13 protein-coding genes are annotated in these 12,835 nt (G+C 60.4%); 4 read left to right on the forward strand and 9 right to left on the reverse strand.

Annotation, left to right across the window (positions count from 1 at the left end):
• From Q0603_RS06300 to Q0603_RS06335, 8 genes are all read right to left on the reverse strand, one after another.
• Nucleotides 1-1,593 carry an ABC transporter substrate-binding protein gene (locus Q0603_RS06300; RefSeq protein WP_298723716.1) on the reverse strand — a complete coding sequence of 531 codons (1,593 nt, stop codon included), beginning with the start codon at nt 1,591-1,593 and terminating at the stop codon, nt 1-3.
• 26 nt (nt 1,594-1,619) lie between these two features.
• Nucleotides 1,620-2,615 (reverse strand): oligopeptide/dipeptide ABC transporter ATP-binding protein, encoded by a 996-nt coding sequence (locus tag Q0603_RS06305; RefSeq protein ID WP_298723718.1) that lies wholly within the window; start codon nt 2,613-2,615, stop codon nt 1,620-1,622.
• Nucleotides 2,612-3,592 (reverse strand): ABC transporter ATP-binding protein, encoded by a 981-nt coding sequence (locus Q0603_RS06310; protein ID WP_298723720.1) that lies wholly within the window; start codon nt 3,590-3,592, stop codon nt 2,612-2,614. Before Q0603_RS06310 ends, Q0603_RS06305 begins: the two co-directional genes overlap by 4 nt.
• A gap of 2 nt (nt 3,593-3,594) precedes the next feature.
• A complete protein-coding gene (locus tag Q0603_RS06315) occupies nt 3,595-4,503 on the reverse strand; it encodes an ABC transporter permease (RefSeq protein WP_298723722.1) in 909 nt (302 codons plus the stop codon).
• Between the two features lie 2 nt (nt 4,504-4,505).
• Nucleotides 4,506-5,447 (reverse strand): ABC transporter permease, encoded by a 942-nt coding sequence (locus Q0603_RS06320; RefSeq protein WP_298723725.1) that lies wholly within the window; start codon nt 5,445-5,447, stop codon nt 4,506-4,508.
• A 399-nt stretch (nt 5,448-5,846) separates the two neighbouring features.
• A complete protein-coding gene (locus Q0603_RS06325; protein WP_298723727.1) occupies nt 5,847-6,614 on the reverse strand; it encodes a GntR family transcriptional regulator in 768 nt (255 codons plus the stop codon).
• A gap of 94 nt (nt 6,615-6,708) precedes the next feature.
• Nucleotides 6,709-7,170: a RidA family protein gene (locus tag Q0603_RS06330; RefSeq protein WP_298723729.1), complete on the reverse strand. Its 462-nt coding sequence runs from the start codon at nt 7,168-7,170 to the stop codon at nt 6,709-6,711.
• A gap of 5 nt (nt 7,171-7,175) precedes the next feature.
• A complete protein-coding gene (locus Q0603_RS06335; RefSeq protein WP_298723731.1) occupies nt 7,176-7,937 on the reverse strand; it encodes an aldolase/citrate lyase family protein in 762 nt (253 codons plus the stop codon).
• Nucleotides 7,938-8,010: 73 nt separating this feature from the next.
• Here Q0603_RS06335 and Q0603_RS06340 point away from each other — a divergent pair, with 73 nt between their 5' ends.
• Nucleotides 8,011-8,868, forward strand: a complete 858-nt coding sequence (locus Q0603_RS06340) for an SMP-30/gluconolactonase/LRE family protein (protein WP_298723734.1) — start codon at nt 8,011-8,013, stop codon at nt 8,866-8,868.
• Between the two features lie 43 nt (nt 8,869-8,911).
• On the opposite strand, the gene Q0603_RS06345 is transcribed toward Q0603_RS06340, so the two are convergent.
• Nucleotides 8,912-9,610, reverse strand: a complete 699-nt coding sequence (locus Q0603_RS06345; RefSeq protein ID WP_298723737.1) for a GntR family transcriptional regulator — start codon at nt 9,608-9,610, stop codon at nt 8,912-8,914.
• Nucleotides 9,611-9,835: 225 nt separating this feature from the next.
• Between Q0603_RS06345 and Q0603_RS06350 the strand changes: the two genes are divergently transcribed.
• The 3 genes from Q0603_RS06350 to Q0603_RS06360 are packed head-to-tail and all read left to right on the forward strand — an operon-like array spanning nt 9,836 to nt 12,834.
• Entirely contained in the window at nt 9,836-10,636 is an 801-nt protein-coding gene (locus Q0603_RS06350; protein WP_298723739.1) for an SDR family NAD(P)-dependent oxidoreductase, read from the forward strand.
• 29 nt (nt 10,637-10,665) lie between these two features.
• Complete coding sequence (locus Q0603_RS06355) at nt 10,666-11,904, forward strand: ABC transporter substrate-binding protein (protein WP_298723741.1); 1,239 nt, start codon at nt 10,666-10,668, stop codon at nt 11,902-11,904.
• A 27-nt stretch (nt 11,905-11,931) separates the two neighbouring features.
• Nucleotides 11,932-12,834, forward strand: a complete 903-nt coding sequence (locus tag Q0603_RS06360; protein ID WP_298723743.1) for a branched-chain amino acid ABC transporter permease — start codon at nt 11,932-11,934, stop codon at nt 12,832-12,834.
• Nucleotide 12,835: the final 1 nt, after the last annotated feature.

The following is a 12,835-nucleotide window of genomic DNA, read 5'->3' on the forward strand; positions in this document are numbered from 1 at the left end:
TTATACGCGGCGGACGTTCCAGAACACCGGGAAGGTGTCCAGAATGCCCTCGAGATTGCTCCGGTAAGCCGTCGGGAAGTAGAAAAGACCCAGTGGGATAAAGGGTACTTCCTTGAGGCAGATTTCCTGCAGCTTCCGGCCAATCTCACGCTGCTCTTCAACGGTGGTCGCTTCCAGCCATGCTGCGCGCAATTCCTCGATTGCCGGGATGTTCGGCCAGCCATCGAAAGCCGAGGCGCCAGCGCGAAGGTAGGTGTGGGCGGCCGTGTTGAAGGTGCCCGCGCCCGCAACGAAGTTGGCGAAGATGTGATAGCCGCCGGCGGAGATGTCGCCTTTGTTCTTCATGCGCGCCGACACGGTTGCCCAGTCCTGAACCTGGTGGTCGACGTTCATGCCGATTTTGCGCTGCATATCGGCAGCCACTTCGCCGAATGCGCCGATGACGGGGAAGTCGGCCGTCGACATAAGGACGATCTTCTCGCCCTTGTATCCGGCAGCTTTGAGCTCCTGCTTGAGCGCTTCGTAGTTCTTCTTCTCGACGAAGGTCGACAGACCGAAATCGCTCGCCAGTGTCGACTTGGGATGGAAAAAGCCCTGAGGAACGGACCAGCGGCTCTTATCCTCACCCACGGCAGCCAGCATGTAATTGGTCTGCTCGACAGCCTTGAGCACCACTTCACGAACGGCGCGGTTGTTGAACGGCGGCTGAAGGAAATTCATGCGCAGCAAGCCAATGTTGCCGCTCGAATCCTTGACGCCGACCTTGACGTCCTTCCCCTTGAAGATGGGGAGGAGATCCGGCGTCGGCGCTTCCCACCAGTCGATCTCGCCGGACATAAGTGCTGCGGCCGCAGTCGCTGGGTCGGGAATGGTGTGCCACTCGATGCGGTCGAAATGGGCGATCTTGCCGCCAGCCAGATTGTCGGCGGGTTCCGAGCGCGGAACGTAGTCTTCGAACCTCTCGTAAACGTTCAGGGAGCCGGGAATCCGCTTCTCCATGACATAGCGATACGGACCGGAGCCGATGATCTCGGGTACGGGAGTATTCGGATCCGTCTTGGCTAGCCGCTCGGGCATGATGCCGGTCGAGAAAGAGGCCATTTTGCCCAGCAGATCCGGCAGGATCGGGAACGGCTTCGACAGCTTGAATACAATGGTCTTGTCATCGGGCGCCGAAAGGTCGGTCAGCACGGCGGCCAGAGCGGCAGCAAAACCGTCCTTAACCATCCAGCGCTTGAGACTGGCAACAACGTCAACGCCGCGCACCGGGCTGCCATCATGGAATTTGAGGCCGTCGCGCAGGACGAGCGTCCAGGTCTTGCCATCCGCCGAAGGCTCACCGGATTTCACCATCTGAGGCCGCGGCACGTTGTTGCTGTCGACGCCGTACAAGGTGTCGTAAACCAGCATGGCGTGGTTGCGGGTAACGTAAGCCGGGGTGCCATGCGGATCGAGCACCGCAAGGTCAGCCTGCGGTACGAACTTCAGCACCTTGGTATCTTTGGCGCGCGCCTTGAAACTGCCACCGGATACCATCATCGCGCCGACAGCTGCCGTGCTGCCGGCCAAAAAGTCTCTACGCTTGATCTTCATTACAATCTCCCCTTGCGTTGGTCCTATTAAGCGATGGTGGCCGGCGCCATCGGCAGTAAGTGGCAGGCGGCCTGCTGATTTCCGCCGACAGGTGTCAGGCGCGGAATGTCGTGCGCGCAGAGGTCCTGAGCGAGCGGACACCGCGTGCGGAAAGTGCAGCCAGATGGCGGATTGAATGGAGAGGGCAATTCTCCCTTCAGGATGATGCGTTCCCGACGCGCGGCGGGGTCCACCATGGGAACGGCCGAAAGGAGCGCCCGCGTATAGGGATGTTTCGGGTTGTCGAAAATCTCGTTGCGCGACCCGATCTCGACAATGCGACCCAGATACATGACGGCCACCCGGTCCGTGATGTGGTCGACGATCGCCAAGTCGTGACTGATGAAGAGGAGCGCCAATCCGAGTTCGTTGCGGAGGTCAGCCAGCAGATTGACGATCTGGGCTTTGACCGACACGTCGAGCGCAGAAACTGCCTCGTCACAGATAATCAGCTCGGGATTGGGCGCCAGAGCGCGTGCAATGCCGATACGCTGCCGCTGGCCACCGGAGAATTCGTGAGGATAGCGGTCTGCGGAGTCTCTGGGCAGACGGACAAGATCAATCAGGCGGGCAATCTGCGCGTTGAGATCCTGACGGTCTTTGGCCAGGCCGAAATTCTTCAACGGCTCGGCAATGATATCGCGCACCCGCATTCTCGGATCGAGGCTCGAATAAGGATCCTGGAATACCACCTGGACCTTGCGGTGCCATAACTGCCCAGCCTTGTATTCCGGGCTGGTGATGGGTTTTCCGTTCAACAGGATCTCGCCATGCGTTGCCGGATGGAGGCCGGCTATCGCCTTGCCGACAGTCGACTTGCCGCATCCTGACTCTCCAACAAGCGAGAGCGTTTCGCCGCGTGCGATGTCGAAGCTGACGTCCTGGACGGCCTTGACGGTGCGCTTGCCCAAACCGAAGAAGCCGTGACCGTGGACATAGTGTTTTGCCAGGTTGCGGACGCTGAGAAGCGGTGTTGCGGTCATGCCGGTCCCCCTTCCAGCTCCACGAGGTGGCAGGCAGCCCAATGGCCGGGCGCTTTCTGGGTCAGCGCAGGTTCCAGTTTCCGGCACATGTCGCTGGCATAGGCGCAGCGGTTGGCAAATGCGCAGCCTTCCAGCTTTTTCCGCAGGTCTGGCACCAGGCCCGGAATTTCTGCCAGGCGAGCCCGCTGTGAGGCGCCGATGCGCGGTACGGCCGCCAACAGGCCCTGTGTGTAGGGATGCCGGGGATTGGCCAGCAGCGTTGACGTTGCCGCCTCCTCGATTATACGGCCGGCATACATCACCGCCACGCGGTCGGTCGACTCCGCCACCACGCCAAGGTCATGAGTGATGAAGATGATGGCGGTGCCCTGCTCGCGCTGGATTTGACGCAGCAGGTCGAGAATCTGCGCCTGGATGGTCACATCCAGAGCGGTCGTAGGCTCATCAGCAATTAGCAGCTTCGGTTTGCAGGCAAGCGCAAGCGCAATCATGATGCGCTGACGCATGCCGCCCGAGAGCTGATGCGCATATTCCTGGAGCCTGCGCGAGGGGTCGGGTATGCCGACGAGATCGAGCATCTCCAGAGCGCGGCGCTTCAGCTCGGATCTGGGAACCCGCTGGTGCAGCGCAATGGTTTCCTGAATCTGGAATCCGACGGTCAGTACGGGGTTCAGGCTGGTCATCGGCTCCTGGAAGATCATGCCGATGTCGTTGCCGCGGACCCGCTCCATCTCCTTTTCGGACAGAGTGAGCAAATCCCGTCCATCGAAAATGATTCGACCAGCGCTCTTTGCCATTCCGGGCGGGAGAAGCCGCATGATCGACATCGAAGTGACCGATTTTCCGCAGCCCGATTCCCCGACGATGGCGAGTGTTTCTCCGGCCTTAACCTGAAAGGAAACGCCATTCACAGCCCGGTTGATGCCTCGGGGCGTGCGGAAATGCGTCTGCAGGTTTTGGACTTCTAACAATGCCATGGTCAGATGTCCTTGACCAAACGGCTGTCCAGCGCGTCGCGAAGTCCGTCGCCGACGACGTTCACTGCAAGCACCGTTGCCGAAAGGAAGGCCGCGGGGATCAGCACGATGAGAGGCTTTACCTGCCAGAGCGAACGACCCTCGGCCATGATGTTTCCCCAGGAGGGGATGGAAGCCGGAGTCCCGGCGCCTATAAAGGAGAGCGTCGCCTCAATGATCATGGCGCTGGCGCAAATGTAGGTCGCTTGCACGATGATGGGTGCTGCCGCATTCGGAAGAATGTGGCGCAGGATGATCTTCGTCGAATTCGAGCCGCTGACGATGCCCGCTTCGACCCAGGCAAGCTCTCGCAGGGAAATCACCACGGAGCGAACAAGGCGTGCCACGCGTGGGACTTCAGCAACCGTAATGGCGAAGATGACGTTCGATACCGAAGGGCGGATCAGCGCGACGAGGGCGATGGCGAGGAGGATGGACGGAATCGACATGACGGCGTCCATCGCCCGCATAATCAAACCCTCAGCGGCGCGAATGTACCCAGCCATCACGCCGAGCAAGACGCCAATGCCCGTCGCCAAAGCGGCGACAGAGAAGCCCACCGTCAGAGAGACGCGGGTTCCATAAAGGACGCGGGACCACAGGTCGCGGCCGAGTGCGTCGGTGCCAAAGAAATGTTCCGCCGATGGCGGGCGCGTCCGCATTGCAGGATTGATTGACAGTGGATCGACAGTACCGAGCCAGGGGGCACAGATTCCGATGAAGATGATGATGGCAATGCCTGCCAAGCCGATGGTGACCGAGATGTTGCGCTGAATCATTCCGAGAAGCCCGGAACGAGGAATCCGTTCTTCCAAAATGTCGGGAAGCGGCGTTGCGACGGCCGGATTTTCGGCGAAACGGGATGTACGCATGGTCAGTACCGAATTCTCGGGTCGAAGAATGGGTAGATGAGGTCGATCACGAGGTTGATGACCATGTAGGTGAAGGAGAACAGCAGCACGACGCCCTGAATGACCGGGTAGTCGCGGCGAAGAATGGCGTCGGCGGTGAGGCGCCCGATACCGGGAATGGCAAAAACGGATTCCGTTACGACAGCGCCGCCGATGAGAAGACCAACGCCCAGGCCGACAATCGTAACCATGGGCACGGCGGCATTCTTCAGGGCATGGCGGAACAGAATACGTTGCGCATTCGCGCCCTTGGCTTTTGCCGTGCGGATGTAATCCTGCTGCAGGATCTCAACGAGCGCAGCGCGCCCAATCCTGGAAATCAGCGCGACATAGCCGGTTCCGAGCGCAAAGGCAGGCAGGATCAGGCTTCTGAGCCAGGGCCAGATACCCTTGGACAGAGGCGTGTAGCCTTGGATGGGGAGCCACTGCAATTCGACAGCAAGGATGTAGCTGGCGCAGTAGGCAAAGACGAATACCGGGACCGAAAAACCGGCCACCCCCATCAACATGACAAGACGATCGATGGCAGAACCGCGTTTAGCCGCTGCGACGACGGCCAGAGGCACTGCCACAGCGACAGACCAAACCAGCGTGAGAACAGTAAGTGAGAGGGTGGGCTCAAGGCGCTGGGCGATCAGGCTGGTGACCGGGACGTTCGAAACGAGGGAAACGCCGAGATCTCCGTGGACCACGTTCCACAGCCATGTGCCGAACTGGATGTGGAAGGGGCGATCGAGGCCCATCCTGGCCCGGATCTGAGCGATCTGTTCGGGAGTAGCTTGATCGCCTGCAAACAAAACGGCGGGGTCGCCCGGCGCGAGGTAAAGGAGGCCAAAAACCAGCAGCGCCACGAGAAACATGACCGGAATAGCGGTCATGACGCGTCTTGCAATGATTTTAAGCAACGCTTCCCCCCTTATTACTGAAAATAATATATGATATTTCAAAAATGCATCGCAACTGGATTCTTCTTCTGACGGACGCTGTCTATGAGGCGGGCGGGCCATACAGCGCTCGCCGCAGGCGCGCTTCGGTCGAAGCGGCGAGGCTGACTTATCGACACCCGTCGATGAGTTCTTCGTAATCTGTTGGGATGTTAGGCAGACGCATCTCTGCGGGTCGAGAAAAGCGTCTGGCAAATGATGCCTACCAATATCTTCGCGCGCATCGTGGGCGCGATACGCATACCGGTTGGCGGCGCACTACATCACTAATGATTGCGATGCGTCCCGCGACAGGCACCTGCGGTAGCCGTCATAACACAATGGTACGGACAGACGGCGAATCGCCAATCCTACGCAGGATCAGCGCGGAGCGCGTGCTTTGCGCATCTTTTTCTGGGGTTCGCCGACAACCCCGGCCTTCATCTGCTCGATGATCCGGTAGGAACCTTCGCGAAGATCGCGCACGATCAGTTCACCGGCTTCCGACGGCGAGCGCCGCGACAGCGCGTCGATGACGAGCAAATGCGGATGCGTTTCCGCCGCTGCCTGCCGGATGTGCGGGTACTGGTAGCTGATGATCGGGCCCGCCAACAGCCAGAGATTCTCGATGCAACGCACCAGAATGTCATTGCGGGAGGCGCGATAAATGGTGAAGTGAAATTCCTGATTTGCGATCAGCGCCGCTTTCCAATTCTCGGCCTTCTCGCAGTCCACGAAGGCCTGATGCAACTCGCGAAGCTTTTGGATCTCAGTTTCCGTGATATTGACGGTGCTGAGTTCGGCGGCAAGCCGCTCAAGCGGGACGCGCGTTTCCCGGATGTTAATGTACTGCTCGATCGAGAGCTGCGGCACACGAGGCTGGTAGCCGAGTTTCAGCTCCAGGGCGCCTTCACGAACAAGCTGGAAAATCGCTTCGCGCACCGGGGTTGGGGAAGTGTGATAGGTGGCGGCGAGCTTGCGAATGCTGAGGCGCGTCCCTGGTGCGTACAGGCCAGTCAGAAGGGCGACGCGTAGACGGGAGTAAATCCGTTCGGAAAGGCTGTCGCGAGTCAAGCCAATCGCTTCGTCCGGATCTAACTCTGGGTTGAGGGGCGCAATCGATGGCATGGCTCTATGGTCGTCGAACATTCGTCTCGCCCGCTAACGTGGATGAAGCGAGATTTGATGCACATTATAAAGTGTACTTGGTTCGAAACAATAAACAGCTTTTACGCGGTGTGCCTCAGCTGACTTCGACCACCATTTCGACTTCGACCGAGATCTGACGCGGTAACGACCCGGCGCCGACTGCCGACCGCGCATGAGCGCCACGTTCCGGCCCGAAGATGGCGATAAGCAGGTCGGAGCAGCCATTGATGACCCGTGGCTGGTCGCCAAAATCGGGGACCCCGTTCACAAAGCCGAGCACTTTGACGATCCGCTCAATCGAATCGATAGAGCCGAGTGCGTCATGAGCCAGTGCGAGCAGGTTCAGGGTGCAGATTTTCGCATGTTCGTATGCTTCATCCACACTGAAGTCCTGCCCGACCTTGCCGGTAAAGGCTGTGCCATCCGGCAGCACTGGCCCCTGGCCTGACAGGAAGAGCAGGTTGCCGCTGCGAACCGCAGGCACGAAGTTTCCGACCGGCTTGCGCGGTGGCGGCAGTACCAGCCCCAGTTCGCGCAGCCTTTCAGTGGGTTTCATCGCCATCATCCCTTCTTGACCGCGGCCAGAGCGTCCTTTGCCGCCTTAGTCATCAAGGAGGCGTCGCTGCCGACGGTCACGAAAGTGAAGCCTGCTGCAATCATGCGATTGGCATATTCGAGGCTGATGGTATGAAGACCCGCGAATTTCCCACGTTTGCGGGCTTCCGATGTAACGGTGGCATAGATATCCAGAATCGCTGGCTCTTCTCGGTCAAACAGTGGTTTCAGGCCTATCGCGAAGCCGAGATCGCTGGGTCCGATATACACGCCGCTGACCCCGGGAACATCGAGAATGGCCTTAAGGTTGGCGACCGCCTCCGCAGTCTCAATCATCGGAATCACCAGAACTTCGTCGTTCGCGATGTCCTGATAACTGCTGCTTCCGCCATAGGTGGCGGCGCGATTGGGGCCGTTGGATCTCCGGCCAAGTGGCGGATACATGCAGGCATCGACGAGCGCCTTGGCCTCAGCGGCCGAATTGACCATCGGGCAAATTACGCCCCAGGCGCCGGCATCCAATGCCTTGCCGATGATGCCCGCTTCATTCGTGGGAACCCGAACGAGCGGCGTGGCAGGGAAAGCGGACATGGCCTGGAAGCACTGAACCATGCTGGCGTAGTCCTGCACGCCATGCTGCAGATCGACAGTGATGCTGTCCCAGCCGCAACGCGCCATCAACTCGGCGGAATAGCCTGATGGGATCGAGAGCCACCCATTTATGCTGGCTTTCCCGGCCTGAAGGCGGGCTTTCAATGTATTGGGCATCGTTTCCAACCTAGTTTGCAGAATCGTTGAATTATACTATATGATATATCAAAATTGCAATGATGTGAGGCGGATGGTGGAATTCAGGCAGTGCATCTCTTTTGACTTAATTCTGGGTGAGAGCCCCGTCTGGGACATGCGTCGCCAGCGTCTGTGGTTCGTCGACATACTGGCGCCATCCATCCATTCTCTCGATCCGGTGACGGGCGACGTGCAGCACTTCAAGATGCCCGCAGCCGTCGGGAGCATCGGGCTGGCCAAAGGTGGCCGCCTGATCGTGGCGCTGCGTACCGGTGTCCACCTGTTTGACCCAAAGTCGGAAAAGTTGGAGTTCCTGGTTCATCCGGAACCGGACCTGCATATGAATCGCCTTAACGACGGCAAAGTGGGGCCGGACGGGTGCTTCTGGGTTGGAAGCATGCATGACGCTATTCCCCGTCAGCCGACTGCCGCCCTGTACCGGATTACGCCGGACGGCGGCTGCACGCGGGTCGTCGAGGGCGTGCGGGCATCGAACGGCCTGGCATGGAGCCCGGACAGCAAAGTGATGTACCACGCAGACTCCCGGGCGCCGGATATCCGAGCTTATGACTTTGACATCAGAACCGGGAACCTATCGAACGTGCGCACATTGGCGGCGCCGGATGAGGCATTGGGCCTGCCCGATGGGGCGGCGGTCGATACGGATGGCAATTACTGGAGTGCAGGCATTACGTCCGGCCGGTTGAACAAGTTTTCTCCCAGCGGAGAACTTCTGGAGTCGATCGAGCTGCCTGTGCCGGCGCCAACGATGCCATGCTTTGGCGGGCCCGATATGAAAACGATGTTCATCACTTCACTCGACAAACAGGTCGGTGACCGGATGTATCCCGGCACCCTCATTGCCTGCGAAACCAACGCAGTCGGTGTGCCGGTCGGCGAATTTGGATAGCGCACCCAATCTTGCGGAGCCGGATGCGGGCAGATTTTAGATGCTATCCGCGTTCGCCCGGCTCTTCGGCGATGCGCGCCTTGGCCTCGATATGCTTTTTCAGCACCTGGCCGGCGAAGAAGACATGTTCCTGCATCAGGGCTTCGGCGCGTTTGGCCTGGCGGCGCGAGATCGCATCGAAGATGCGATGGTGATCGTCATGCGAGCGGTGGATGATCTGGTAGTCGTCCCAGACCATGATGCGGTTCGAGGCGAAGGGGATGTTATGCGTCTGCCGCACCAGATCGCCCAGAATGCGTGCGCCTGACGCGCGCAGGATCGTCTCGTGGAAGTCGACATTCATCTGGCGGTAACGCGCCAGATTCTCCGGCAGCAGCTTGCCGCTGGACAACAGGCTGTCGCCATCGGCCACGCAGCGCTCAAGGATGGCGAGATCCTCCTTCGACAGGCCGTTCTCCGCCGCCATCCGGCAGGCAAGGCCTTCCAGCGCGGCGCGCGCCTCATAGGCGGCGACGATGTCGTGCGTGCCGAATTCGCGCACGCCGTAGCCGCGCTGCGTCTCGTAATCCAGCAGGCCTTCGATGCGCAGCGTGTTGAGCGCTTCGCGCACCGGCGTGCGCGAAACCCCCATGCGCTCAGCCAAAGGGATTTCATAGAGGCGTTCGCCGGGATTGAAGGTGCCCTGCAGGATCAGCTCGCGGAGCTGATCAGTCACCGATTGGGAACGGGTCCGTTTGCTCATGTGGTTCCATTATGCATCCGGCGGAGGCGGTCGGGAGAATGTATACATGAAAGCGAGCAGGCATTACTACTACTTCGCCTAAATGTATAGCGAAAATGATATTTATACTGATTTTCCGCCATTTTAATTAGTTACATGTGAAATTTATTTATCAGATAGTATTGACGCGCTCACAAAAATGTATGCACATAGGGTCAGGAAACGCGCTCAAATCTGGGCACCGTGATGAAAAATGCGACAGTCTCCGGTTCCGCGGAGAAGACCGAGTCAGTCACCCGACTTGCCTTGTTGACCGGCGGCGCCCGGGGCATCGGCGCCGCCATCGCGCAGCGTCTGGCCGCGGACGGCCTGACGGTGATCATTGCCGATCTTGAGATCGAAGCCGCCCAGGCGACTGCGGCGGCGCTGCCTGGCAAGGGCCATGCCGCCTTACGGCTCGATGTCAGCGTCGAATCGGAGGTCGAAGCTCTGTTCGACCGGATCGAGGCCGAGCGCGGCCCGATCTCCGTTCTGGTCTGCAATGCCGGCATCCTGATCCTGCCGGGCGGACAGCGCCTGCCGATCTGGGAAACATCGCTGGACGACTGGGAAAAGACCCATGCTGTGAATGCGCGCGGCACCTTTCTGTGCTGCCGCGCCTATCTGCGCCGCCGCGTGAAGACGCCGGTGGAACATGGCCGCATCGTCACGCTCGGTTCGGTCGCCGCCCAGCTCGGCGGCTATCGTTCCAGCAGCGCCTACATCGCCAGCAAGGCCGGCGTGCTCGGCTTCACCAAGGCAGCGGCCCGCGAAGCCGCGCCGTACGGCATCACCGTGAATGCCGTGGCGCCGGGCGTGATCGACGCGCCGATGCTGCGCCAGTCGCTGTCGCCCGAGGGCGACGCCGCCATGGCAGCCGCCATTCCGCTCAATCGCCTCGGCACGCCCGAGGATGTCGCTTCTGCCGTCGGATATCTCGTTTCACCGGCCGCCGGTTACCTGACCGGGGTCACCATCGACGTGAACGGCGGCTATCGCATGCAGTAACCCCGGTTTCCAGAGAGGGAGGAAGACCAATGAAAACCATGTTCAGAGCGGCCTTAATGGGTCTCGTGCTGACCGGCTCAGCCGGTTTCAGCGCCCAGGCATTTCCGGTCAAGGCCGGCCAGGGCAGCTACAGTGATCCTGGTATCACCGACGACACCATCAAGATCGGCCTTTTTGCGCCGCTTTCGGGTCCGGCGCAGGCCTATGGCGAGGATCCGCTGAATGCGGCCCGCATGTGGTACGAGACGGTCAACAGCATGGGCGGCATCTGGGGCCGCAAGATTGAACTGGTGATCGAGGACGACCGCTGCAACGCCAACGACCTGGTCGCGGCCGTGAAGAAGCTGGTCGAGCAGGACAAGGTGTTCATGATCAACGGCGGCTCCTGCTCGGCGGCTGCCGTGGCGGCGCAGGAATACGTCACCCGCGCCAAGGTCCCTTACGTGATGCTGAATGCGTCGGGTGACGGCGCGCTGTATCCGCCGACCGACTACATCTTCGGCGCCATCTCGATCTCGCAGCGCGCAGTCGGCGGCACCGCGGTCGACTTCGCCACTCGTCATCTCAAGGGTAAGAAGATCGGCTACATCAACCACGACGATGCTTATGGCGCGTGGAATCTGGAAACCGCCGAGTTCACCGCCAAGGAAGCCGGCGCCACGCTCAGCGTCGAGTCGATCAATCCCAACATCACGGATGTGACCGCGCCACTGCTGAAGATCCGCGCCTTCAATCCGGATGTGATCATCCTGACCACCTATGCCCGCCCGGCGACCCTGATCCTCAAGAAGGCGCATGAACTGGGCATGAAGATGCCGATCATCCTGACGGTGACCGGCACCGCCAACCTGAAGCAGCTGGTCGACAACGTCGGCACCAAGGACGCGTTCAAGAACTTCTACGTCCAGGACGTGATCAACGACACGCCCGATGGCCCAAAGCAGAAGTGGGTCCTCGACATGTACAAGAAGCGTTATCCGGAACTGGCGGCCAAGCCCGACCATCCGACGCCGTACATGCCGTATGGCATCCCGGCGGCCCAGACCGTCACCCATGCGCTGCTGCTGGCCGGTCCGAACCCGACGCGCGAGGGCGTTGCCCGCATCATGCGGTCGCTGACCTTCGAATCGGGCGTCATGGCCGGTCTGATCAGCTATGGCGAGAATGACCGTGCGGGTCAGGAATCGTCGATCTTCCTGAAGTTCGACGGCGACAAGCAGGAGCTGCAGCCCGGCGTTTATGTGAGCCGCTGGGTCTACAAGCCGTAATCAGTCAACAGAGGCAAGGGCACGGCCATGGACTGGCAAGTAATCTGGCTATTCCTTCAGCAGGGTGTGGCATCCGGCCTGGTGACAGGCAGCATCTATGCCCTGCTGGCCGTCGCCATTGTCATCATCTTCAAGACGACGGACGCCCCGAACTTCGCCGCCGGCGAACTGTTCATGGCGGCCGCCTATGTTGCGCTGTATCTGCTCGTGTTCCTGGCGCTGCCGTTCGTGGCGGTGGTCCCGATCAGCCTCGGTATCGCCTTCATCGCGGCTGCGCTGTTCTACCGCATCGTGCTGCAGAAGATCGGCTCCTCGGCGGCGGTCACCGTCAATGTGGTGATCGCCACCCTGGGTCTGTCGTTTGTGCTCAAGGGACTGGTGCGCAAGACCGGCGTGGGCGACGTGCCGCGCTCCTTCCCGTCTATCTTCGGCAATGACACCGTGATGATCGGTCAGGCCGTGCTGACCATGCAGGATATCGGCATCCTGGTGCTGGCTGTCCTGTCGATGACGATCTTCTTCCTGTTCTTCAACTTCACCCGCACCGGCCGCGCCATGCGCGCCGTGGGCATGAACCCCAAGGCTGCGGTGCTGGTCGGCATCAACCTGCGGCGGACGCGGATGCTGATCTGGGGGCTGTCCGGCCTGCTGTCGTCGCTGGCCGCCATCCTGATCGCGCCGAAGATCCTGATGACCGCCGATATGGGCAGCGTCGTCATTCTCGGTTTCGCCGCCGCCATCATCGGCGGCTTCACCAGCCTGCCTGGCGCGGTTCTGGGCGGCATCATCATCGGCGTCGTCGAGAATCTCGTCGGCCTGTTCATTTCCTCGCGCGCCATCTCGGTCGCGCCCTTCGTCGCCATCATGCTGGTGCTGGTGCTGCGGCCGCAGGGCCTGCTGGGCGGCAAGGTTGCGGTGAAGAAGGTATGAC

Source organism: uncultured Ferrovibrio sp., assembly GCF_937960835.1.
Classification (GTDB): Bacteria; Pseudomonadota; Alphaproteobacteria; order Ferrovibrionales; family Ferrovibrionaceae; genus Ferrovibrio.

Bases quoted from the DNA above. Each gene is read 5' to 3' on its own strand.
- Q0603_RS06355 (WP_298723741.1), top strand. From the start codon at position 10,666: ATGAAAACCATGTTCAGAGCGGCCTTAATGGGTCTCGTGCTGACCGGC.
- Q0603_RS06300 (WP_298723716.1), bottom strand. From the start codon at position 1,593: ATGAAGATCAAGCGTAGAGACTTTTTGGCCGGCAGCACGGCAGCTGTC.
- Q0603_RS06340 (WP_298723734.1), top strand. From the start codon at position 8,011: ATGGTGGAATTCAGGCAGTGCATCTCTTTTGACTTAATTCTGGGTGAG.
- Q0603_RS06360 (WP_298723743.1), top strand. From the start codon at position 11,932: ATGGACTGGCAAGTAATCTGGCTATTCCTTCAGCAGGGTGTGGCATCC.
- Q0603_RS06310 (WP_298723720.1), bottom strand. From the start codon at position 3,592: ATGGCATTGTTAGAAGTCCAAAACCTGCAGACGCATTTCCGCACGCCC.
- Q0603_RS06330 (WP_298723729.1), bottom strand. From the start codon at position 7,170: ATGAAACCCACTGAAAGGCTGCGCGAACTGGGGCTGGTACTGCCGCCA.
- Q0603_RS06325 (WP_298723727.1), bottom strand. From the start codon at position 6,614: ATGTTCGACGACCATAGAGCCATGCCATCGATTGCGCCCCTCAACCCA.
- Q0603_RS06350 (WP_298723739.1), top strand. From the start codon at position 9,836: ATGAAAAATGCGACAGTCTCCGGTTCCGCGGAGAAGACCGAGTCAGTC.
- Q0603_RS06335 (WP_298723731.1), bottom strand. From the start codon at position 7,937: ATGCCCAATACATTGAAAGCCCGCCTTCAGGCCGGGAAAGCCAGCATA.
- Q0603_RS06315 (WP_298723722.1), bottom strand. From the start codon at position 4,503: ATGCGTACATCCCGTTTCGCCGAAAATCCGGCCGTCGCAACGCCGCTT.
- Q0603_RS06345 (WP_298723737.1), bottom strand. From the start codon at position 9,610: ATGAGCAAACGGACCCGTTCCCAATCGGTGACTGATCAGCTCCGCGAG.
- Q0603_RS06305 (WP_298723718.1), bottom strand. From the start codon at position 2,615: ATGACCGCAACACCGCTTCTCAGCGTCCGCAACCTGGCAAAACACTAT.